Origin of the sequence: Caldovatus aquaticus (genome assembly GCF_019458025.1) — a bacterium.
GTDB lineage: Bacteria > Pseudomonadota > Alphaproteobacteria > Acetobacterales > Acetobacteraceae > Caldovatus > Caldovatus aquaticus.
In genome coordinates, this window is record NZ_JAHZUY010000002.1 from 43,236 (window position 1) to 63,175 (window position 19,940).

The window sequence follows — 19,940 nt, forward strand, 5'->3', positions numbered from 1 at the left end:
GGGGATCCCGCCGCGCGGGCGGGCGGCCGGCGTCCCCCGGTCGCGTCCGTGCGCTCGCGGCCCGGCGGTGGTGCGCGCCTCGCGCCGTTTCCGCCCGGCGGGGCGTGCGGCAACGGCTCGAGCGCGTCGTCTGCCGCGCGGACTCACGCGCCCGGCCGTATCCCGCCGTCCGCGGTCCGCTCTCAGGCCGCGGCGGGGCCGTCCCTGACCACGCGCCCGTCCAGCAGATGCACGCGCCGCGCGGCACGACGGGCGAGGTCGAGGTCGTGGGTGACGACGATGACGGTGCGCCCCTCCTCGCGCGCCAGCCGCTCGAAGATGTCGAACACCGCCGCGGCGTTCCGCGTGTCGAGATTGCCGGTCGGCTCGTCGGCCAGCAGCAGCGCCGGGTCGTTGGCGAGGGCGCGGGCGATCGCGGCGCGCTGGCGCATGCCGCCCGAGAGCTGCTCCGGCAGCTTCGTCGCCGCCGCCTCGAGGCCGAGCGCGGCGAGGAGCCCCATCGCCCTCTCGCGCGCGGCCGCCATGCCGAGGCGGCCGAGCCGGCGCATCGGGATCAGCACGTTGTCGAGGGTGCTGAACTCCGGCAGCAGGAAGTGGAACTGGAAGACGAAGCCGATCCGCGCGAGGCGCAGCGCGGCGAGCTCCTCGGCGGAGAGCGCCGCCGTGTCGCGGCCCTCGATCAGCACCCGCCCCCCGGTCGGGCGGTCGAGCAGGCCGAGCAGGTAGAGCAGGCTCGACTTGCCGGAGCCGGAGGGGCCCGTGATGGCGACGAACTCGCCCGGCGCGAAGCGGAGCGTGATGTCGGCGACCAGCGTCACGCCCTCGGGCAGGACGCGCGTCACCCGCTCCGCGGCGAGGAGCGGCGGCGGCGGGGCCTCCGGGGCGGCCGCGCTCACGCCGCCCCGCGCACGATCTGCACCGGGTCGAGCCGCGCCGCGCGCCGGGCCGGGATCACCGCCGCGATCCCCGCGGCGAGCATCGCGAAGACCGAGGCCAGCACATAGATCCGCCAGTCGCGGGCCAGGATGAAGCGGTCGGTGCCGGAGGGCGCCTCCACCCCGAAGCGCACCTGCGCCAGGCCCTCGATCATCAGGGCGCCCAGCACGCAGCCGAGGACCGCGCCGAGCAGGCCGGCGAACAGCCCCTGCAGCAGGAACAGGAGCTGGATGTCGCGCTCGGTGAAGCCGAGGGACTTCAGGATCGCGATGTCGCGCGTCTTCTCGAACACCACGGTCGAGATGATGTTGAAGATGCCGAAGGCCGCGACCAGGAGGATCGCGCCGGTCACGCTGTACATCACCGCGTTCTGGATGACGAAGACGGTGAGGAAGTTCTTGTTCTGCTCCTCCCAGCTCTCGGTGCGGTCGCCGAAGCGGGCCTCGATCGCGCGCGCCAGCGGCTCGGCCCGCGTCACGTCGCGCAGGCGGATCTGGATCTGGTTGACCACGTTCGGCCGGTCCTGCAGGACCTGGTTGACCTTGAGCAGCGCGTAGCCCTGCTGCTGGTCGAGCGTCTGGATGCCGGTGCGGAACAGGCCGACGACCTTCATCGAGAGCGCGACCCCGCGCGGCGAGACCGCGGCGATGGTGTCGCCCAGCGAGACGCCGAGCCGCCGCGCCAGCGGCTCGCCGATGATCAGGCCGTTGGCGGTGGCGCGCAGGTCCTCGAGCCGCCCCTGCGTCATGTCCTTCTGGATGTTGGAGACGCGCGCGTGCCGCGCCGGATCTATGCCGACGATCGTCACCGGCACGTCGCGCGAGCCGTAGCGGAGCAGCGCCTGGCCGGTGAGGACCGGCGCCGCGGCAACGCCCTCCATCGCCTCGAGCATGGCGAGCTTGTCGCCGGCGGCGCGGATGCCGCGCACGCGGTCCTGCGGCCGCACGCCGGCGACCGCCACCGCCCCTTCAGGATGGGCGAGCGTGGCGGCCTGCGGCAGCGGGTCGCGCAGCTCGTCCTTGATCGTGATGTGCGGCGCGACGTCGATGATCTGGCTGACGAAGTAGGTCTGGAAGCCCCGCATCAGCGCCGCGGTGGCGATGAAGAAGGCGACGCCGAGCGCGACCCCGAGCACCGAGACCAGCGTCTGCCGGCGCCGCCGCGCCAGCATGCCGCGGGCGAGATCGAGCAGCAGCCTCACGGCGCCAGGCGGACGGGCTGACCGTCGCGCAGGCCGCGGGGCGGGGCGAGCACCACCGCCTCGCCCGCGGCGAGGCCGCGACGGACCTCGGTCGCGCGCGGCCCCTCCACGCCGCGCTCGATGCGGCGGAGGCGCACGGTCTCCTTCTCGACGACGAAGACGCGGCCGCCCTCGGCGACGGCGCCGGGCGGGACCAGCACCGCCTCGGGGTCCTCGCGGAGCACGATGTTGGCCTCCACGGTCATGCCGATCAGCAGCGGCGTGTCGTCGGGAAGGGCGAGGCGCACGCGGTAGGACTTGCGCGTGGTGTCGCCCATCGGCGTGATCTGCGCCACCCGTGCCTCCAGCACCCGGCCGGGGAAGGCGTCGGCGCGCAGCAGCGCGCGCTGGCCGGGGGCGACGCGGGCGATGTCCTCCTCGTCCACCTCGGCGGTGACGCGGAGCGGGCGCGGCGCGCCGACCCAGAACAGGGCGGCGGCGGTGTCCACCACCTCCCCCGCCTCGACGTCGCGGCGGAGCACGACGCCCGCCGCGGGGGCGCGCACCGTGTAGTCCTCGAGCCGGCGGGCGGCGGCCTCGGCGACGGCGCGCGCGGCGCGGGCCTCGCTCTCGCGGCGGTCGAGCTCGGCGCGCGAGACGGCGCCGCTCGCGACCAGGGGGCGGACGCGGGCGAGCTCCTCGGCGGCGAGGGCGGCGCGGGCGTTGGCCTCCTCGAGGCGGGCGCGCGCCTCCTGGTCGTCGAGCCGGGCCATGACCTGGCCGGCCGCGACGGTGGCCCCCTCCTCGACCAGCACCTCGGCGACGCGCGCGCGCAGGACGGGACCGACCTTGGCCCAGTGCACGGGCTCGACGCTGCCGGTGGCGTAGGCCGCCTCGACGGCCGGCCCCTGGGTGGCGAGCGCGATGGTCACGGCCGGAGGAAGCGCATGCCACCAGGCAAGGGCGGCGCCGGCGAGGGCGAGAACCAGGAGAGGGAGGAGGAAGCGAAGCATGGTGCGCCCCGGGCGATGGTTGGATGTAGCACGGGGGCGCCCGCCGGGCGCGACGGGGGCGAGGGCGTTGCCGGCGGGCCGCGGCGCGGCTATCTAGGCGGATGCGTGCCGACATAGCTCAGCGGTAGAGCAACTGATTCGTAATCAGTAGGCCCCCGGTTCAAATCCGGGTGTCGGCACCAGCACTTAGCGGACTTTTCCACAGACCTTTTCCCCGCCGCGGACCCCTAGCGGACCCGCCAAGACAGCCTTGGGCGCCCCACGCTGGTTCTCCCCCATCGAGGAGGCGCGTCCCGCCCCTCGCCCACGCCCAGAAAAACCGACCAGCGGTCTCAGAAACGGCCGCACGTCAGAACGGCAGCGGGGCTGATGCCACCCTAGGCGGTAGCTCCCTAGGCGGTAGCTTCCTAGGCGGGAGCTCGGCCTAGCCGACCGTCGCGCCTTCGCCGACCGCATCTCGCGCCCGCCGGGAAGGACCCGCGCCTCCCCGCCGCCTCAGAAACGGCGGCGCCTCAGAACGGCAGCGGCGGTTGTCGCGGATCGGCGCCGCGCCGCCGGCGCGCCGGGGGGCGGGCGGAGGCGAGCAGCCGCGCCAGCCGGTCGCGCTCGGCTTCCGCCGCCGCCAGCGCCTGGCGCAGCGCCACCGCCCGCCGCCGCAGCCCCTCCGCCGGGCAGGCGCAGGGCGGCGCCTGCTCGGCCAGGGCGCGCAGGGCGCCCGCCAGCGCGCTGCGCTGCTCGTAGAATCGCTCCGGGCGCTGCCAATCGGGCGCGAGCCGCGCGACGCGCCCGGCGAGGGCGCGCAGGGCGGGCGCGGCGGTCATCCGCCGCCCGCCGCGCCGCAGCCGAGGCAGCGCCAGCGGGCGCCCGGGCGCGCCGGGCGCCGCCAGCGATGGCCGCCGCAGGCGAGGCAGCGTTGCCAGGGCCAGAGGACGATTTCGCCTTCTCGCGCGGATTCGCGGGAAGATTTACCGTCGATACGGGCCATGCGCAGAAGCTCTTCCCGCAGCGGGTCCGGATCGCCCGGTCGGTGGGGCGCCGATGCCGGCGCCTCGGCGTAGTGCGCCGCCAGCGCCGCGCGCTCGGCGGCATCGTGCGTCCCCTCGCCCGGCCCGGCCGCCAGCGCCTCGGCCGCCGCCTCGGCCGCCGCGAGCAGCGCCGCCGCCCCGGGCGCCCGCGCGGCCCCCTCGGCCGCCGCCTCGGCCGCCCGCCATGCCCGCCAGCCGGCGAGTAGGTCACGCGCCGCCGGTGCCATCGTGTGAAGCCCATGTTGTTTTCGGCGGGGACACCGGGGACACCGGGGACGGCCTAGACATAGGCCGCAATCCCGCGTCCCCGCGCCCGGGGGACGGGCGGGGACACCGGGGACAAGCATTCCGTCCCCACGCGCCGTGTCCCCGCTGTCCCCGCCGTGTCCCCGCCGCCGGGGACACGCCAAACCCCGGAGAAAGCGCCGTGTCCCCGCTGTCCCCGCCGTCCCCGCGCGGAATGGTCATGCCGCCGCCGATCACTCGGCCAGAATGTCGGCGCGCACCACGTAAACCCGGGTCGGGCCAAGGCCCGGGATGCGCGGCTTCTGTGTCAAGCGCCCGCCCTCGCCGGCGACGATGAACCCGCGCCGGAGCAGCGCCCGCGCCGCCGCCTGCGGATCAAGCCCGGCGCAGACTTCGCCCCGCCATGTCTCGGTTGCGATCCAGAAGCGCCACTGCCCATCGTCGCCGCGCTTCCGCCACCCGGCGCGGTTGACGATGCGCTCGCCCGAGGGCTCGCCGCCCTCGCCCACCGTCTCGAACCGCGAGGCGCCGTGCGCGATCAGGAACTGCCGCACCCGCGCCAGCGCCTGCGCGTCCTCGGCGCTGCCGGCGCCCGCCTCGCGCGCGGCGACCCACGCCTTGAAGCAGGCCGCCGCCGCCCCGCTCGCCTCGCCCGGCGGCCAGGGCAGGATGCCGGCGCCGATGGCAAGCTCGCCCGCCGCCGCGACCAGCGCGAAGCGCCCCGCCGCGCGCCGCGCCTGCCCGCCAGCCTTGGCCGGCAGGTATTTGCGCAGGAAGGCGTCCACCACCCCGCGCGCCTGCGCCGCGCTGCCCTCCGGGTCGGCGGCCAGCACCGCAAGCCACGCGCGGCCGGCCGTGCCGTAGCAGCGCCGCGTCGCCTCGCGCAGCGCATCCGCCAGCGCCGCGCCGCTGGCGTGCCCGTGCAGCGTCTCGAACAGGCCGTGCGGCCCGGCCTCGGCGGGAATGTCGAGCACGCGCACCTCCTGCCCGGCGCGCAGCCGCCGGGGCCCGCCGCGCGCCTCGGCCAGCCGGTCGCCCAAGCCGACTTCGCCCGAGGACAGGAACAACGTGCGCCACTCGGCGGCGCGCCGCGCCCCGCCATCGCGCGCCGCGCGGCCCTTGCCGCAGCCGTTGGCGAGCATGTAGGCCGCCGCCGCCGCCGCCTCCGGCTCGCACTCGCCAAGCTCATCGAGGCAAAGCAGCAGATCGTTGTGCGCCGCCGCCACCGCCTCAAGCGCGTTGTCGGTGGAGCGCCAGGACCGCGCCCAGCCGCGCAGCCCGCCGCCGCCCCAGACCGAGCCGGCGGCGTGCAGCGCCGTGGACTTCCCCGACGAAGAGGGGCCGCGCAGGTGGAAGCCGCCGCCCTCGGCGTCGAGCAGCCCGAGCAGCGGCGCCGCGAGGGCGACACCGATGGCGAAGGCGAGGCGCGAGTTGCCCACCGCCGGCGCCGCCACCGCGCGCTGCCAGTCCGCAAGCGCGCCGGCGCGCCGCAGCGGCGGCAGCGCCTCCGGCCGCTCGGTCTGCACCATCACCCGCTCGGCGCCCGGCGGCCCGAGCGTTTCGTCCGGCAGCACGAACACGCGGCGGCCGTCGGCGCCGACGTGCCAGCCGAGCCGCCCCACCACGCGCACCCGCGCGGCCGGCGCCGAGCGCATCAGATACTCGGCCAGCCGCTCGCGCGCCCTGCGCCCGGGCGCGACGAACAGGCCGCGCGAGAGCAGATGCGCGCGCAGCTCGGTGCCGTCGCCGGCCAGCATCGCGCGCGGCATCGCCCATTCGTGCGCGCGCCCGTCGCCGTCCAACCATTGCAGCAGGGCGCCCCAGTCGCGCCCTTCGCCGTCATGCGTCAGCGCCGCCACCGTCAGCGGGCCGCACACTTGCAGCGGCGGCGCGTCATCCTCGGGCGGGAACCAGTAGAGCCCATCGCGGCGCATGGCGAAGCCGCTCGGCAGGGCGGGCGCGTCGGCGCTGCGGGTGGCCTCGGTCGCCTCGGCGTCCGGCGCCTCGGCATCGGGGAGAAGGGTCGCGTCGGTCATCGCGCCAGGCCCTCCTTCGCCAGCGCGAAGGCGGCGATGCGCTCGCCCTCGGCGCGGTCCTTCCCCGCCTCCGCCAGACCGTCGGCCACCGCGCGCGCGATGGCCTCCGGCGCCACCTCGCCGCGCCGCGCCAGCGCCGCAAGCCACCCCGCGACGCTGAGCGCCGTGTCGTGCCGTGCCCCCTCGCGCTGCGCCGCAATGTGCGCGCGCGCCCAGGCGAGCGCGCGGGCGCCGGCATCATCGTCCGCCGCGTGCGGGCGCGGCGCGCGCGGTGGGGGCGGCGTCGGTGTCAGCAACGCCGCCGGCGGCACCCGCACCGCCGGCTCGGCGCCATCAAGCAGCGCCAGCCGCGCGGGCAGCGGATCGCGCCGCCCCTCGAACAGCGGCGCCGCCGTGTAGATCGGTTGCGCGGGGCGGAACACGCTCGCATCCACCGGGGCGCCGGCAAGCCACGTCGCCAACTCGACGCCGCGCGCCGGGCGGTCCAACCAGAACCAGAGCCGCAGCCGCGCGCCGGGCTTGATGCCGTGCGAGGCGGTCGCCTGGATGAGGCAACGCGCGGCGCGGAAGGCCGGCGGCAGGCGCGGCAGCACGGCGCGCGCGCAGGCGGCGAGGTCGCGCGGGTCGGTGCCCTCGGGCAGCGGCAGGCCGTCCACGTCGAGCGCCACCCACCGGCGCGCCACCTCGCGCAGCGTCGCCCGCTCGCCGGTCGCGGGATCATCGTGCAGCAGCCGGGGCATGTCCGGATCGCGGACCGGGAGGTTCGCGGTTCCGGTGCCGTGCGCGTTCCCGGGTCCTCTACCCCTCCGGCGCGAGAGCGGGCCGGACGTGCCTCCTCGCCTCCGCGCCGCGCAGGCCTGCGCGGCAGGGGCTCGTCTCCGCGGCTCTCGTGGGGCGGCGGTCACGGCGAGCGGCGCGCCGGACGGCTCCCGCCGTGCGCACGCGGCGCTAACCCGCTGGCAAGCGATGCGACCTTATCCCTTGAGCGGGACACGACAGGAGGACGTCGTCCATGCTCGCGAGGGACCTCGCCCGCTGCGCGCTCTGCACCTTCTCGGTGGGGATGCTGTGGCAGGCGCTCGGGACGGCTCTGGCCGAGCTCGCTCCGGCCGCGCGCGACGGCGGGGCGGGACTCGCGGCGGCGCAAGGATTTCTCCGCGTCATCGCCGAGTCCGGGCGATCGGCGAGCGATGGCGGCGAGGCGCTGCTCGGCATCGCCGCCGCCTGCTGCTGGGCCCTCGCCCGCCGGGCGCGCTCCCTCGACCGCGGAAGGTGACCGGCGACCGGCCGCGCCGGCGCCCCGGACCCGCCGGCGGAACGCCGCGGCGGGAAGCGCCTCACGCGAACAGGAAGCCGAGCCGGTCGCCCTCCAGCACGGCGCAGGTCAAGGGCCCGCCCGACCAGGCGGCGGTGTCGAGGTTGATGCGGTTCTCCCGCACCTCCGGCGCGAAACGCGCGGTGTGGCCGTGCACGACGACGACGCCATGGTCGGCCTCGGAGAGCAGGAAGTCGTGGCGGATGCAAAGCAGGTCGTCCTCGCTCTGCGCCGCGAGCGGAATGCCGGGGCGCAGGCCGGCGTGGACGAAGAGATAGCCGCCCTCGCGGTGATGCAGGGCGAGGCCGCGCTCGAGGAAGGCCCGGTGCGCGGGCGGCAGCGCCGCCGCCCAGGCCGCGCCCGGCGCCTCGGGGTCGAGGCGGTAGCTCGCGAGCGTCTCGCGCCCGCCGCACCACAGCCAGTCGGCGCGCGCGCCGGGGTCGCCCGCGAGCGCCTGGCGCATCATCCGCTCGTGGTTGCCGAGCAGGTTGACGGTGGGAACGCCCGGGATCGGGCCGCCGAGCAGCCGGCGGATCACGCCGGCGCTGTCCTCGCCCTTGTCCACGTAGTCGCCGATGTGCAGCAGCAGCGGCGCGGCGACGGGGCGGCGCGCCAGGTCCTCGGCGATCATCGCGTGCAGCCGGGCCAGCCGCGCGGCGCAGCCGTGCACGTCGCCCACCGCGTAGACGCGCCGTCCGCGCGGCAGCGTCGCCGGCGCCTCGGTGAAGCGGATCGCGGGCGCGGCCATCCTACGCCCAGCCGAGGAAGGCGGCGAACTCCCGCGCCGGTGCGCGCTCCGTGACCAGCGCGTTCTCCGGCGCGTCCGGATCGGCGTAGCCGAGCGACATCCCGCACACCACGGCTTCCGTGTCGGGGATCGGCAGATGCCTGCGGATCGTCCGGTGGCGCCGCGCGAAGGCCGCCTGCGGACAGGTGTCGAGCCCGTGCGCGCGCGCCGCCACCATCAGGTTCTGCAGGAACATGCCGTAGTCGAGCCAGGAGCCGATGGCGAGGCGCCGGTCGATGGTGAAGACGATGCCGACCGGCGCGCCGAAGAACGCGAAATTGCGCGCGTGCTGGCGGCGCATGCGCTCGCTCTCGCCCCGCTTGATGCCGAGCAGGCCGTAGAGGTCCCAGCCGACCTTGCGCCGGCGCGAGAGGTAGGGCTCGAAGAACTCCTCCGGGTAGTAGGGATATTCCGCCTCCTCCGGGGCGCCGGAGAGGTGCTCGGCGACCAGGGCTTCCGAGAGGCGGCGCTTGGGCTCGCCGGTCAGCACGTAGGCGCGCCAGGGCTGCATGTTGCTCCCCGAGGGCGCGCGCGCGGCGAGGTCGAGCAGGCGCTCGACCAGCTCGCGCGGGACGGGGGTGGGCAGGAAGGCGCGGATCGAGCGGCGTCCGGCGATCGCCGCCTCGACCGCGGCGACCGCGCCGGCCGGCGCGGCGGACGCCGGGGCGAGCGAGTCCGGCGCCATCAGAAGCCCCGCGCCTCGGCGAAGCGCACCAGGCCGCCGCGCGGCGGGCCCAGCACCTCGTCCTCGCGCATCACCACCTGCCCGCGCACGATCGTCATCACCGGCCAGCCGGTGCATTCCTGCCCGGCGAAGGGCGTCCAGCCGCAGGGCGAGACGATCCAGCTCTCCTCGATCACGCGCCTCCTCTTCAGGTCCACGACGGTGAAGTCCGCGTCGTAGCCGGCGGCGAGCCGCCCCTTGCCGACCACGCCATAGACCCGCGCCGGGCCGGCGCACATCAGGTCGACGAGCCGCGTCAGCGACAGCCGCCCGGCGTTCACGTGGTCGAGCATCAGCGGCACCAGCGTCTGCACGCCGGTCAGCCCCGCCGCGGTGTCGGGCCAGGGCCGCTCCTTGGCGGCGCGGGAATGCGGCGCGTGGTCGGAACCGATGCAGTCCACCGTGCCGTCGCGCACCGCGGCCCACGCGGCCTCCCGGTGGCGCGCGTCGCGGATCGGCGGGTTCATCACCGCGTAGCCGCCGAGCCGCTCGTAGGCCTCGTCGGTCTGGCTGAGGTGGTTGATCAGCACCTCGACGGTGGCGATGTCGCGGAAGTCCTTGAGATACTCCAGCTCCTCCGCGGTGCTGACGTGCAGGATGTGCGCGGGGCGTCCGGTCTTGCGGGCGAGCGCCATCAGGCGGCGGGTGCCGAGGAAGGCGGTCTCGACGTCGCGCCAGGCCATGTGGTTGCGGTGCGGCATGCCGGGGGTGAAGAGCGTGCGCCGCGCCTGCAGGCGGTACTCGTCCTCGGAGTGGTAGCAGATGCGCCGCCGGCCGGCGCGCATCACGCGCTCCAGGCTCTCGTCGTCCGCGACCAGCAAATCGCCGGTGGAGGAGCCGGCAAAGACCTTGATCGCGCAGACATTGGGCTGGAGCTCGAGCTCGGCGAGCGCGTTGATGTTGGTCCGGGTGGCGCCGACATAGAGGCCGATGTCGCAGAAGGCGCGGCCCCGCACGTAATCGCGCTTCCGGTCGAGCCGCTCGCGCCCGTCAACCGGCGGCGTGGTGTTCGGCATGTCGAACACCGCGGTGAGGCCGCCGAGCACGGCGGCGCGGGTGCCGGTCGCGATCGTCTCCACCGCGGGGTCGCCGGGATCGCGCAGGTGCACGTGCGGATCCATCAGGCCGGGCAGCACGTGCAGGCCGCGGCAGTCGAGCACCTCGGCCGCCGCGGCGGCGCCGAGGTCGCCGAGCGCGGCGATGCGGCCGTCGCGCACACCGACGTCGAGCTCCTCGATGCCCCAGGGCAGCACGCATTGCCCGCCGCGCAGCACAAGGTCGTAGGAGGCCATGCGCCCCTCCTCTCCGCTCCGGTCGTCCCGCGCCCTGTTTGGCACCGCGGCGCGCCGGCCGGTAGCCCCCGCCTCAGCCGGGCAGCTTCAGGTCGTAGGTGATCCAGAAGGTGCGGGTGGCGAGCCGGTCGTAGACGCTGCGGGCGCGGTAGTTGTCGTCCGCCGTGATCCAGCGGATCAGCGACCAGCCGCGGGCGCAGCCGATCTCCGCCACCGCCGCGATCAGCGCCTCGGCGATGCCCCGGCCGCGATGGGCCTCCTCCACGAACAGGTCGTCGAGGAAGCCGCCGACGCTCGCGCTCAGCGGGCGGGCGAAGGGACGGTAATGGGCGAGGCCGACCGCCCGGCCCTCCGCGGTCTCGGCGATCAGCGCCTTCACCTCGTGCGCCGGGTCGCGGATCCAGGACCAGACGCGCGCGCGCATCTCCGGCGTCTGCGCCGTCTTGTAGAAGGCGGCGTAGCCGGCGTAGAGGCGCTCCCAGTCGGCGCGGTGCCACGCCTCCGGCGGGCGGATGGCGATGCCCGGCGGCGGGGACGCGGCCGGCGGGCCGCTCATTCCGCCGCCTCGAGCTGCAGCCGGTGCGCGTATTCCTCGAGCGGGGCGCAGGTGCAGACCAGGTGGCGGTCGCCGTAGACGTTGTCCACGCGCTTCACCGGCGGCCAGTACTTGTGGCCGCGCACGAAGGGCAGCGGGAAGGCGGCCTGCTCGCGCGTGTAGGGGTGGCGCCACTCCGCGGCGGCGATCTCCTCCGCCGTGTGGGGGGCGTTCTTCAGCGGGTTGTCGGCCTTGTCCATCTCCCCCCGCTCGATGGCGCGGATCTCCTCGCGGATCGCGATCATGGCGGCGATGAAGCGGTCGAGCTCGGCCTTCGGCTCGCTTTCGGTCGGCTCCACCATCAGCGTCCCCGGCACCGGCCAGGACATGGTGGGGGCGTGGAAGCCGTAGTCCTGAAGGCGCTTGGCGATGTCCTCGACCAGCACGCCGCCGCCCTGCTGGAAGCCGCGGCAGTCGAGGATGCACTCGTGCGCGACCATGCCGCGCGCCCCCTTGTAGAGCACCGGGTAGTGGCCGGAGAGCCGCCGCGCGACGTAGTTGGCGCTGAGGATCGCGACCTGCGAGGCGCGCCTGAGCCCTTCCGCGCCCATCAGCCGGATGTAGGCGTAGCTGATCGGCAGGATCATCGCGCTGCCGAAGGGCGCGGCGCTGACCGGGCCGTAGCCGGTCTCGGGCCCGGCGCCCGGATGCAGCGGGTGGTTCGGCAGGTGCGGGGCGAGATGCGCGGCGACGGCGATCGGCCCCACGCCGGGCCCGCCGCCGCCGTGCGGGATGCAGAAGGTCTTGTGCAGGTTGAGATGGCACACGTCGGCGCCGATCGCGGCCGGCGAGGTGAGGCCGACCTGCGCGTTCATGTTGGCGCCGTCCATGTACACCTGGCCGCCATGCGCGTGCACCAGGTCGCAGATGGCGCGGATCTCCTCCTCGAACACGCCATGCGTGCTCGGATAGGTGACCATGAGCGCGGCCAGCTTGTCCGCGTGCTCCTCCGCCTTGGCGCGCAGGTCGGCGAGGTCCACGTTGCCGTCGCGGTCGCAGCCGACGACGACGACGCGCATCCCCGCCATCGCCGCCGAGGCCGGGTTGGTGCCGTGCGCCGAGGCCGGGATCAGGCAGACGTCGCGGTGCCCCTGCCCGCGCGCCTTGTGCCAGGAGCGGATCGCGAGCAGGCCCGCGTACTCGCCCTGGCTGCCGGCGTTGGGCTGCAGCGAGACGGCGGCGAAGCCGGTGATCGCGGCGAGCCAGCGTTCCAGCCGCCCGATCAGCTCGGCGTAGCCCTCCGCCTGGTCGGGCGGGGCGAAGGGATGGATGTCGGTGAAGCCCGGGAAGGTGACCGGGATCATCTCCGCCGTCGCGTTCAGCTTCATCGTGCACGACCCGAGCGGGATCATGCTGCGGTTGAGCGCGATGTCCTTGTCCTCCAGCCGCTTGAGGTAGCGGAGCATGGCGTGCTCCGCGTGGTGGCTGTTGAACACCTCCGCGGTGAGGAAGGGCGAGGTGCGGGCGAGCGCCTCCGGGATGCCGCCCTGCGGGGAGAGCCGGTCGGGCGCCGCCGGCGCCGTGCCGCCGGCCTCGGCGAGCGCGGCCGAGAGCGCGGCGAGGTCCTCGCGCGTCACCGTCTCGTCGAGCGCGATGCCGACGCAGCCCGCCTCCACCCGGCGCAGGTTGAAGCCGCGCGCGAGCGCCGCCGCCATCAGCGCCTCCGCCCGCGCCGGGGGGCAGTCGAGGGCGAGGGTGTCGAAGAAGGCGTCGTGGCGCAGCGCGAAGCCGGCGCGGCGCGCGGCGTCGGCCAGCAGGCGCGCCTGGAGGTTCACCCGGCGCGCGATGCGCCGGAGGCCCTCCGGACCGTGCCAGACCGCGTACATGCTCGCCATCACCGCGAGCAGCACCTGCGCGGTGCAGATGTTGGAGGTCGCCTTCTCGCGCCGGATGTGCTGCTCGCGCGTCTGCAGCGCGAGCCGCAGCGCCGGCTGCCCGGCCGCGTCCACCGAGACGCCGACCAGGCGCCCCGGCATCAGCCGCTTGTAGGCGTCCTTCACCGCCATGTAGGCGGCGTGCGGCCCGCCGTAGCCCATCGGCACGCCGAAGCGCTGGGTCGAGCCGACCACCACGTCCGCGTCCATCTCCCCGGGCGGCGTCAGCAGGCAGAGCGCGAGCGGGTCGGCGGCGACGATGGCGAGCCCCCCGGCCGCGTGCGCCGCGGCGATCTCCGCGCGCAGGTCGCGCACCTCGCCGGTGGTGCCGGGGTACTGCAGCAGCACGGCGAAGGGCTTCTCGGCCGCGCAGGCCGCCGCCACCTCGCCCGGCGCCACGACCTTCACCGCGACCCCGAGCGGCTCGGCGCGCACCCGCAGCACGGCGAGGGTCTGCGGATGCAGGTCGGAGGCGGCCACCAGCGTGCGGATCCGCCCGCGCGTCGCGCCGAGCGCGAGGTGCATCGCCTCGGCCGCCGCCGTCCCCTCGTCGAGCAGCGAGGCGTTGGCGACCGGCAGGCCGGTGAGGTCCGCGACCATGGTCTGGAAGTTGACCAGCGCCTCGAGCCGCCCCTGCGCGATCTCCGCCTGGTAGGGCGTGTAGGCCGTGTACCAGCCGGGGTTCTCCAGCACGTTGCGCAGGATCACCGGCGGCGTGTGGGTGCCGTGGTAGCCCATGCCGATCAGCGACTTCACGCGCCGGTTCCGCTCGGAGAGCGCGCGCAGCTCCGCGATCACCTCGGCCTCGCTCGCCGGCGGCGGCAGGGCGGAGAGGTCGGCGCCGCGGATCGCCGCCGGCACGGTGCGCGCGACGAGATCCTCGAGGCTCGTCGCGCCCACCACCGCGAGCATCTCGGCGATCTCGGCCTCGGAGGGGCCGATGTGGCGGCGGACGAAGGCGCCGGGCTCCTCGAGCACGGCCAGCTCCTCGAGCGCCGCGCTCATGCCTGGCTCTCCAGGTAGGCGGCGTAGGCGGCCTCGTCCATCAGCTTCTCGATCTCCGCTGGGTCGCGCGGCTCGATCTTGAAGAACCAGCCCTCCCCGGTGGGATCGCGGTTGATCAGGCCGGGATCCTCGGCGAGCGCGCTGTTCACCTCGACGATGCGGCCGGAGACCGGGGCATAGACGTCGGAGGCGGCCTTGACGCTCTCCACCACCGCGACCGCCTCGCCGGCCTCGACCTCGCGCCCCACCTCCGGCAGCTCGACGAACACCACGTCGCCGAGCTGGCTCTGCGCGTGGTCGGAGATGCCGACGGTGACGGCGTCGCCGTCCGTCCGCAGCCATTCGTGGTCCTTGGTGTAGCGCAGTTCCGACATCGGGGCGGTCCTCATCGGGCGTAGCGGTGGGGGACGAAGGGCAGCGGGACGACGTGCGCGGGAAGCGCCTTGCCGCGCACCACCAGCGCGAGCGCGGTGCCGTCCGCGGCATGGGCGCGCGCGACGTAGCCCATGGCGATCGGGCCGTTCACCGTCGGGCCGAAGCCGCCCGAGGTGACCTCGCCGATCGGCGCGCCGTCGGGGCTGAGGATCGGCGTATGCGCCCGCGCCGGCTGGCGCCCCTCGGGGCGGATGCCGACGCGCAGGCGCCGCGGCCCCGCCGCGAGCTCCGCGCGCACCCGCTCGGCGCCGGGGAAGTCCCAGGCCTCGCGGCGGCGCTTGCCGATGGTCCAGGCGAGCCGCGCCTCGACCGGGCTCGTCGTCGCGTCGATGTCGTTGCCGTAGAGGCAGAGCCCGGCCTCGAGGCGCAGCGAATCGCGCGCCCCGAGCCCCGCCGGCGCCACGCCGGGCAGGCCGACCAGGGCGCGCGCCACCGCCTCGGCCCGCTCGTCCGGCAGCGCGATCTCGAACCCGTCCTCGCCGGTGTAGCCGGAGCGGCTGACGAGCGCCGGCACGCCGGCGACCGCCATCTCCGCGATCCCCAGGAAGGGCAGCGTCGCGGCCTCCGGCGCGAGCGCCGCGAGCGCCGCCGCCGCGCCCGGCCCCTGCAGCGCGAGCAGCGCCCGGTCCTCGCGCCGCGCGAGGCGCAGCCCCGCAGGCAGCGCGGCGGCGAGGCGGTCGAAGTCCGCCTGCTTGCGGGAGGCGTTGACGACCAGGAACAGCCGGTCGCCGAGATTGGCGACCATGAAGTCGTCCTCGATGCCGCCCGCCTCGTTGGTGAACAGGCCGTAGCGCTGGCGGCCGGGCCCGAGGCCCTGCACGTCGGCGGGCGTCAGCCGCTCCAGCGCCGCGGCGGCGCCGGCGCCGATCAGCTCGGCCTGGCCCATGTGGGAGACGTCGAACAGCGCCGCGGCGGCGCGGCAGTGCAGGTGCTCGGCGACGATGCCGCCCGGATAGTGCAGCGGCATGGCGTAGCCGGCGAAGGGCACCATGCGCGCCCCGAGCTCGCGATGCAGCGCGGCGAGCGGGGTCTCGCGCAGCGGGGTGTCGGCGGACGATTCGGCCACGGGCCCTCCTGCCGCAGCGGGCGGCGTTGGGTGTTGCTCCGTGGCCCCCCTCTGTCCGAGGACCTGAGAGATTCGGCCGGCCGATTCGCCACGGCCCGGCCTTACTCCTTCGGTGCCGGCCCCTTGCGGAGCCGGGCTTTCCAGAGGCCCCTCCCCCGCGCGGCCCTTCTGCCTGAGCGTTTCCGGGGGCCGGTTGCGCCTTCGGCGGCGGTCCGTCCGGGCGCGCCGAGGGACCGCTCTCTCCCGCGCGGGATCAGCGGGATGGGCGGAAGATGACCCAAGCCGGGGCCGGACGCAACGGCGCGGGCGGAAGATCCGGCCGCGGGTGCGTCGCGGGCGATGACGGCGCGGCCTCAAGGTGGCAGGACAGGCCCCGCGGCGGACGCACGGATGGCCGCGGCGGGAGGGACTCGATGACGGCAGCGGACCTGGCCGGGAAGGTCGTCGTGATCACCGGCGCGGCGGGCAATCTCGGGCGCGCGGTCACCGCCGCCTGCGCGCGGGCGGGCGCCGCGCTGGCGCTGCTCGACCGGGACGAGGCCGGGCTCGCCGCGGCGGCGCGCCTCGCCGCGACGGCGCCGCGGGCGCTGGCGGTGCCGGCGGACGCGCTCGACCCCGCGGCGATGGAGGGGGCGGCGGAGCGCGTCGCGCGCGAGCTCGGTCGCGTGGACGCGCTGTGCCACCTGATCGGCGGCTTCCGCATGGGCGATCCGGTGCATGCGACGCCGCCCGAGGTCTGGCGGCTGATGCTCGACCTCAACGCCGGCTCGCTGCTCAACGCCGTGCGCGCCTTCGTGCCGCGCATCCTGGCGGGCGGGCGGGGCGGCAAGGTGGTGAGCGTCGCCGCCGCGGCGGCGGCGCGGGGCGCGGCCAGGATGGGCGCCTACAGCGCCGCCAAGGCCGCCGCGGTGCGCCTGACCGAGAGCCTGTCGGCCGAGCTCCGCGGCGCCGGCGTCAACGTCAATTGCGTCCTGCCGACCACGATGGACACGCCGCAGAACCGCGCCGCCATGCCGGAGGCCGACCCGCGCGACTGGGTCGCGCCCGAGGCGGTCGCCGACGTCATCCTCTTCCTCTGCACCGACGCGGCCCGGGCGGTGCACGGCGCGGCGATCCCCGTCTCCGCCCGCGCGTGAGCGGCCGGCGCAGGCGCCCCTCAGCGCAGGCCGCGCCGCCGGTTCAGCGCCAGCTCCTCCGGCGTGAGCTGGAAGCCGACGAGCAGCGCGTAGTCGCCGAAGTCCCGCCCCTGTCCCAGCGGCAGGGTGACGCTGATCTCCTCCGACGTCGCGCGCGCGCGCCCGACATTGGGCGGGAAGCCGACCCGGGTGACGAATTCGCGCTTGTTGAGGATCGCCTCCTCGCCCGCGTCCGTCACCGCGACGAACCACGGCAGTTCGGCGCTGGCGGCGCGCGCGGCGGGACCGCGCTCGGCCTGCAGCCCGACCGTGAGCCGCACTTCCATGGCCCGGCCGCGGTTCACGTAGTCGCAGCGCGCCTGGAAGCCGGTCACGCGCGCCTCGAGCTCGAGCGCGGAGAGATCCTGCCCGGCGCCGGGCCGATAGCGCACCAGGTCCGCCGCCTCGCCGAGGATGCCGATGCGCGGGCAGGTCGCCGGCAGCGGGGGCTGCGAGGCGCCCTCGCCGCCGCACCCCGCGGCCGGCACGGCCCCCCCGAGGGCCAGGGCGAGCCCGGCCGCCCGCCGCCACCGCTGAAACTTTCCGCGCATCCCCGATCTATCCCCCTTGAGCCCTCGCGGCCGGCGGCTAGTGTGCCGCCCGGCCCCCGGGGCAGCAACCCGCCCGGGACGACCGCCCGCCGGACAACGCCCGCGAGACGCATGCCCCCAGCACCGCCCTCCCCCGCGGCGAAGCCGCGCCTCACCGTCCTGCTCGCCGGCCCGCGCGGCTTCTGCGCCGGCGTGGACCGCGCGATCCGGATCGTCGAGGAGGCGCTGCGGCGCTACGGCGCCCCCGTCTACGTGCGCCACGAGATCGTGCACAACCGCTACGTCGTCGAATCGCTGGAGCGCCAGGGCGCCGTGTTCGTCGAGGAGCTGGAAGAGATCCCGGACGACGGCCGCCCGGTGGTGTTCAGCGCGCACGGCGTGCCGAAGGCCGTCCCCGCCGAGGCGGCGCGGCGGCGCATGTTCTACCTCGACGCCACCTGCCCGCTGGTGAGCAAGGTGCACCGCGAGGCCGAGCGGCACTTCGCCGCCGGGCGCCACATCCTGCTGATCGGCCACGCCGGCCATCCGGAGGTGATCGGCACCATGGGCCAGCTCCCCCCGGGCGCGGTGACGCTGGTCGAGGACGCCGCCCAGGCGCGGGCGCTGCGCGTGCCGGAGGGCACCCCCCTCGCCTACATCACCCAGACGACGCTCAGCGTGGACGACACGGCGGAGATCGTCGCCGCGCTGCGCGCGCGCTTCCCCGCGATCGCCGGACCGGCGAAGGAGGACATCTGCTACGCCACCACCAACCGCCAGGCCGCGGTGAAGGCGATCGCGCCGCGCTGCGACCTGCTGCTGGTGGTCGGCGCGCCGAACTCCTCGAACAGCCTGCGCCTGCGCGAGGTGGCGGAACGCGCCGGCTGCCCGCGCGCCGTCCTGGTGCAGCGCGGCGCCGAGCTCGACCCGGCGGTGGCGGAGGGCTGCGCCACGGTGGGCGTCACCGCCGGCGCCAGCGCGCCGGAGGCGCTGGTCGAGGAGGTGCTGGCGCGCCTGCGCACGCGCTTCGCCCTCCGCATCGAGGAGGTGGCGGTGACCGAGGAGCGCATCGCCTTCAAGCTGCCCGCGGCGCTGGCGGAGCCGGCGGCCGCGCCGCTCGCGGTGGCCGCCGCCGCGCCGACGACCCCCTGATGGCGGTCTACACGGAGGTCGCGGACGAGGCGCTGCGCGCCTTCCTCGCGGAGTACGACCTCGGCGAGCTGGTCGCCTATCGCGGGATCGCGGAGGGCGTGGAGAACTCCAACTACGCCCTGCGCACCACGGCGGGCGACTTCATTCTGACGCTCTACGAGCGGCGCGTGGACCCGGCGGATCTGCCCTGGTTCCTCGGGCTGATGGACCACCTGGCGGCGCGCGGCATCCCCTGCCCGACGCCGGTGCACGGCCGCGACGGCCGGGCGCTGCGCGTGCTGGCCGGGCGGCCGGCGGCGATCTGCACCTTCCTGCCCGGCGTCTGGCCGCGGCGCGTGCGGGTGGAGCACTGCGCGCCGCTCGGCGCCGCGCTCGCCGCCCTGCACGCGGCGGGCGAGGGGTTCGAGCCGGTGCGCGAGAACGCGCTGGGGCCGAAGGGCTGGCCGCCGCTGCTCGAGGCCTGCCGCGCACGCGGCGACGAGGTGCGCGAGGGCCTGATCGCGGAGCTCGATGCGGCGCTCGCGGGCATCCTGCGCGACTGGCCGACGGCCGGAACGCTGCCCTGCGGGCACATCCACGCCGACCTGTTCCCGGACAACGTCTTTTTCCTCGAAGGGCCGGACCGCACGCCGCGCGTCTCCGGGCTGATCGACTTCTACTTCGCCTGCACCGACCTTCTCGCCTACGACATCGCGGTCTGCCTGAACGCCTGGTGCTTCGAGCCCGACCTCTCCTTCAACGTGACCAAGGCGCGGGCGCTGCTCTCCGCCTACGAGGCCGCGCGCCCCCTGACGGCGGCGGAACGCGAGGCGCTGCCGGTGCTCTGCCGCGGCGCCGCGATCCGTTTCCTGCTGACGCGCCTCTACGACTGGACGCACACGCCGCCGGGGGCGCTGGTGACGCGCAAGGACCCGCTCGAATACCTGCGCCGGCTGCGCTTCCACGCCGCAGCGCGGAGCCCCGCGGCCTATGGCCTCTGACGCGGCGGCGGAGGGTGGCGGGGCCGCCGCGGCCGCCGAGCGGCCGGCCCCGGCGCGGCCGCGGCGCGTGGTCGAGGTGTGGACCGACGGCGGCTGCAGCCCCAATCCCGGGCCGGGCGGCTGGGCGGCGATCCTGGTCTCCGGGCCGCACCGGAAGGAGCTGTCGGGCGCCGAGCCGCACTCCACCAACAACCGCATGGAGCTGACCGCGGCGATCGCGGCGCTGGAGGCGCTGAAGGGCCCCTGTCGCGTGGTGCTGCACACCGACAGCGAATACCTCCGCAACGGCATCACGCGCTGGGTGAAGGACTGGCTGCGCAACGGCTGGCGCACCGCGTCGAGGCAGCCGGTGGCGAACCGGGAGCTGTGGCAGCGGCTGCTCGACGCCGCCGCGCGGCACGAGGTCGCGTGGCGCTGGGTGCGCGGCCATGCAGGCGATCCGATGAACGAGCGGGCGGACCGCCTGGCGACGGAGGCGCGGGAGCGGCTGATGGCGGCCGCCGCCGATCGCCCCGCGCCGTCCTCGCGCCGCCGCTGACGGGAGACGCGGGCGGCGCGTGCGCGCTTCCGGCGG

20 protein-coding genes, 1 tRNA gene and 2 riboswitches are annotated in these 19,940 nt (G+C 75.9%); of the genes, 6 read left to right on the forward strand and 15 right to left on the reverse strand.

Features of this window, described 5'->3' with window-relative positions; all coding sequences use genetic code 11:
* Positions 1–182 precede the first annotated feature (182 nt).
* The 3 genes from K1J50_RS01135 to K1J50_RS01145 are packed head-to-tail and all read right to left on the reverse strand — an operon-like array spanning position 183 to position 3,129.
* On the reverse strand, positions 183–896 hold the full coding sequence (locus K1J50_RS01135) for an ABC transporter ATP-binding protein (RefSeq protein WP_220115592.1): 714 nt from the start codon (positions 894–896) through the stop codon (positions 183–185).
* Complete coding sequence (locus K1J50_RS01140; protein WP_369413495.1) at positions 893–2,137, reverse strand: ABC transporter permease; 1,245 nt, start codon at positions 2,135–2,137, stop codon at positions 893–895. Before K1J50_RS01140 ends, K1J50_RS01135 begins: the two co-directional genes overlap by 4 nt.
* A complete protein-coding gene (locus K1J50_RS01145) occupies positions 2,134–3,129 on the reverse strand; it encodes an efflux RND transporter periplasmic adaptor subunit (protein ID WP_220115593.1) in 996 nt (331 codons plus the stop codon). Before K1J50_RS01145 ends, K1J50_RS01140 begins: the two co-directional genes overlap by 4 nt.
* A gap of 107 nt (positions 3,130–3,236) precedes the next feature.
* Between K1J50_RS01145 and K1J50_RS01150 the strand changes: the two genes are divergently transcribed.
* Positions 3,237–3,311 (forward strand) — tRNA-Thr (locus tag K1J50_RS01150).
* Positions 3,312–3,641: 330 nt separating this feature from the next.
* On the opposite strand, the gene K1J50_RS01155 is transcribed toward K1J50_RS01150, so the two are convergent.
* The 4 genes from K1J50_RS01155 to K1J50_RS01170 all read right to left on the reverse strand — a co-directional run bounded on the left by K1J50_RS01155 (position 3,642) and on the right by K1J50_RS01170 (position 7,176).
* A complete protein-coding gene (locus K1J50_RS01155) occupies positions 3,642–3,950 on the reverse strand; it encodes a hypothetical protein (protein WP_220115594.1) in 309 nt (102 codons plus the stop codon).
* Entirely contained in the window at positions 3,947–4,381 is a 435-nt protein-coding gene (locus tag K1J50_RS01160; RefSeq protein ID WP_220115595.1) for a hypothetical protein, read from the reverse strand. Before K1J50_RS01160 ends, K1J50_RS01155 begins: the two co-directional genes overlap by 4 nt.
* Positions 4,382–4,633: 252 nt before the next feature.
* On the reverse strand, positions 4,634–6,436 hold the full coding sequence (locus K1J50_RS01165) for a DUF927 domain-containing protein (protein WP_220115596.1): 1,803 nt from the start codon (positions 6,434–6,436) through the stop codon (positions 4,634–4,636).
* Positions 6,433–7,176, reverse strand: coding sequence for a hypothetical protein (locus K1J50_RS01170; RefSeq protein WP_220115597.1), 744 nt, complete (start codon positions 7,174–7,176; stop codon positions 6,433–6,435). Before K1J50_RS01170 ends, K1J50_RS01165 begins: the two co-directional genes overlap by 4 nt.
* A gap of 272 nt (positions 7,177–7,448) precedes the next feature.
* On the opposite strand from K1J50_RS01170, the gene K1J50_RS01175 reads away from it, so the two are divergent.
* The gene (locus tag K1J50_RS01175) at positions 7,449–7,712 is read left to right on the forward strand and encodes a hypothetical protein (protein ID WP_220115598.1); all 264 of its coding nucleotides are present in this window, start codon (positions 7,449–7,451) and stop codon (positions 7,710–7,712) included.
* Positions 7,713–7,773: 61 nt separating this feature from the next.
* Here K1J50_RS01175 and K1J50_RS01180 read toward each other — a convergent pair whose 3' ends face one another.
* The 7 genes from K1J50_RS01180 to gcvT form a co-directional block, all read right to left on the reverse strand.
* Complete coding sequence (locus K1J50_RS01180) at positions 7,774–8,499, reverse strand: metallophosphoesterase (protein WP_220115599.1); 726 nt, start codon at positions 8,497–8,499, stop codon at positions 7,774–7,776.
* A gap of 1 nt (position 8,500) precedes the next feature.
* The gene (locus tag K1J50_RS01185; protein ID WP_220115600.1) at positions 8,501–9,223 is read right to left on the reverse strand and encodes a nitroreductase; all 723 of its coding nucleotides are present in this window, start codon (positions 9,221–9,223) and stop codon (positions 8,501–8,503) included.
* Positions 9,223–10,554: a dihydroorotase gene (locus K1J50_RS01190; RefSeq protein ID WP_220115601.1), complete on the reverse strand. Its 1,332-nt coding sequence runs from the start codon at positions 10,552–10,554 to the stop codon at positions 9,223–9,225. Before K1J50_RS01190 ends, K1J50_RS01185 begins: the two co-directional genes overlap by 1 nt.
* Before the next feature lie 73 nt (positions 10,555–10,627).
* A complete protein-coding gene (locus tag K1J50_RS01195) occupies positions 10,628–11,110 on the reverse strand; it encodes a GNAT family N-acetyltransferase (RefSeq protein WP_220115602.1) in 483 nt (160 codons plus the stop codon).
* Complete coding sequence (gene gcvP, locus K1J50_RS01200; RefSeq protein ID WP_220115603.1) at positions 11,107–14,028, reverse strand: aminomethyl-transferring glycine dehydrogenase; 2,922 nt, start codon at positions 14,026–14,028, stop codon at positions 11,107–11,109. Before gcvP ends, K1J50_RS01195 begins: the two co-directional genes overlap by 4 nt.
* Complete coding sequence (gene gcvH, locus K1J50_RS01205) at positions 14,025–14,402, reverse strand: glycine cleavage system protein GcvH (protein ID WP_220115604.1); 378 nt, start codon at positions 14,400–14,402, stop codon at positions 14,025–14,027. The genes gcvP and gcvH overlap by 4 nt, the downstream gene beginning before the upstream one ends.
* A gap of 11 nt (positions 14,403–14,413) precedes the next feature.
* A complete protein-coding gene (gene gcvT / locus K1J50_RS01210) occupies positions 14,414–15,529 on the reverse strand; it encodes a glycine cleavage system aminomethyltransferase GcvT (RefSeq protein WP_220115605.1) in 1,116 nt (371 codons plus the stop codon).
* A gap of 48 nt (positions 15,530–15,577) precedes the next feature.
* Positions 15,578–15,676, reverse strand: a riboswitch (glycine riboswitch).
* A gap of 3 nt (positions 15,677–15,679) precedes the next feature.
* A riboswitch (glycine riboswitch) is annotated at positions 15,680–15,785 on the reverse strand.
* Positions 15,786–15,942: 157 nt separating this feature from the next.
* On the opposite strand from gcvT, the gene K1J50_RS01215 reads away from it, so the two are divergent.
* Positions 15,943–16,665: an SDR family oxidoreductase gene (locus K1J50_RS01215; RefSeq protein WP_220115606.1), complete on the forward strand. Its 723-nt coding sequence runs from the start codon at positions 15,943–15,945 to the stop codon at positions 16,663–16,665.
* 20 nt (positions 16,666–16,685) lie between these two features.
* Here the strand turns inward: K1J50_RS01215 and K1J50_RS01220 are convergent, their stop codons facing one another.
* A complete protein-coding gene (locus K1J50_RS01220) occupies positions 16,686–17,255 on the reverse strand; it encodes a hypothetical protein (protein WP_220115607.1) in 570 nt (189 codons plus the stop codon).
* Between the two features lie 111 nt (positions 17,256–17,366).
* On the opposite strand from K1J50_RS01220, the gene ispH reads away from it, so the two are divergent.
* From ispH to rnhA, 3 genes are read left to right on the forward strand one after another with little or no spacing between them, the layout of a single operon-like run.
* Positions 17,367–18,386 carry a 4-hydroxy-3-methylbut-2-enyl diphosphate reductase gene (gene ispH / locus K1J50_RS01225; RefSeq protein ID WP_220115608.1) on the forward strand — a complete coding sequence of 340 codons (1,020 nt, stop codon included), beginning with the start codon at positions 17,367–17,369 and terminating at the stop codon, positions 18,384–18,386.
* A complete protein-coding gene (locus K1J50_RS01230; RefSeq protein WP_220115609.1) occupies positions 18,386–19,366 on the forward strand; it encodes a homoserine kinase in 981 nt (326 codons plus the stop codon). Before ispH ends, K1J50_RS01230 begins: the two co-directional genes overlap by 1 nt.
* Positions 19,356–19,904: a ribonuclease HI gene (rnhA, locus tag K1J50_RS01235; protein ID WP_220115610.1), complete on the forward strand. Its 549-nt coding sequence runs from the start codon at positions 19,356–19,358 to the stop codon at positions 19,902–19,904. Before K1J50_RS01230 ends, rnhA begins: the two co-directional genes overlap by 11 nt.
* The last annotated feature ends 36 nt before the right edge of the window (positions 19,905–19,940 follow it).

Coding starts and splice junctions, on each gene's coding strand:
- K1J50_RS01220 (WP_220115607.1), bottom strand. CDS start 17,255: ATGCGCGGAAAGTTTCAGCGGTGGCGGCGGGCGGCCGGGCTCGCCCTG.
- rnhA (WP_220115610.1), top strand. CDS start 19,356: ATGGCCTCTGACGCGGCGGCGGAGGGTGGCGGGGCCGCCGCGGCCGCC.
- K1J50_RS01195 (WP_220115602.1), bottom strand. CDS start 11,110: ATGAGCGGCCCGCCGGCCGCGTCCCCGCCGCCGGGCATCGCCATCCGC.
- K1J50_RS01160 (WP_220115595.1), bottom strand. CDS start 4,381: ATGGCACCGGCGGCGCGTGACCTACTCGCCGGCTGGCGGGCATGGCGG.
- gcvP (WP_220115603.1), bottom strand. CDS start 14,028: ATGAGCGCGGCGCTCGAGGAGCTGGCCGTGCTCGAGGAGCCCGGCGCC.
- K1J50_RS01165 (WP_220115596.1), bottom strand. CDS start 6,436: ATGACCGACGCGACCCTTCTCCCCGATGCCGAGGCGCCGGACGCCGAG.
- K1J50_RS01215 (WP_220115606.1), top strand. CDS start 15,943: ATGACGGCAGCGGACCTGGCCGGGAAGGTCGTCGTGATCACCGGCGCG.
- K1J50_RS01145 (WP_220115593.1), bottom strand. CDS start 3,129: ATGCTTCGCTTCCTCCTCCCTCTCCTGGTTCTCGCCCTCGCCGGCGCC.
- K1J50_RS01180 (WP_220115599.1), bottom strand. CDS start 8,499: ATGGCCGCGCCCGCGATCCGCTTCACCGAGGCGCCGGCGACGCTGCCG.
- gcvH (WP_220115604.1), bottom strand. CDS start 14,402: ATGTCGGAACTGCGCTACACCAAGGACCACGAATGGCTGCGGACGGAC.
- K1J50_RS01170 (WP_220115597.1), bottom strand. CDS start 7,176: ATGCCCCGGCTGCTGCACGATGATCCCGCGACCGGCGAGCGGGCGACG.
- K1J50_RS01190 (WP_220115601.1), bottom strand. CDS start 10,554: ATGGCCTCCTACGACCTTGTGCTGCGCGGCGGGCAATGCGTGCTGCCC.
- K1J50_RS01185 (WP_220115600.1), bottom strand. CDS start 9,223: ATGGCGCCGGACTCGCTCGCCCCGGCGTCCGCCGCGCCGGCCGGCGCG.
- K1J50_RS01230 (WP_220115609.1), top strand. CDS start 18,386: ATGGCGGTCTACACGGAGGTCGCGGACGAGGCGCTGCGCGCCTTCCTC.
- ispH (WP_220115608.1), top strand. CDS start 17,367: ATGCCCCCAGCACCGCCCTCCCCCGCGGCGAAGCCGCGCCTCACCGTC.
- K1J50_RS01175 (WP_220115598.1), top strand. CDS start 7,449: ATGCTCGCGAGGGACCTCGCCCGCTGCGCGCTCTGCACCTTCTCGGTG.
- K1J50_RS01155 (WP_220115594.1), bottom strand. CDS start 3,950: ATGACCGCCGCGCCCGCCCTGCGCGCCCTCGCCGGGCGCGTCGCGCGG.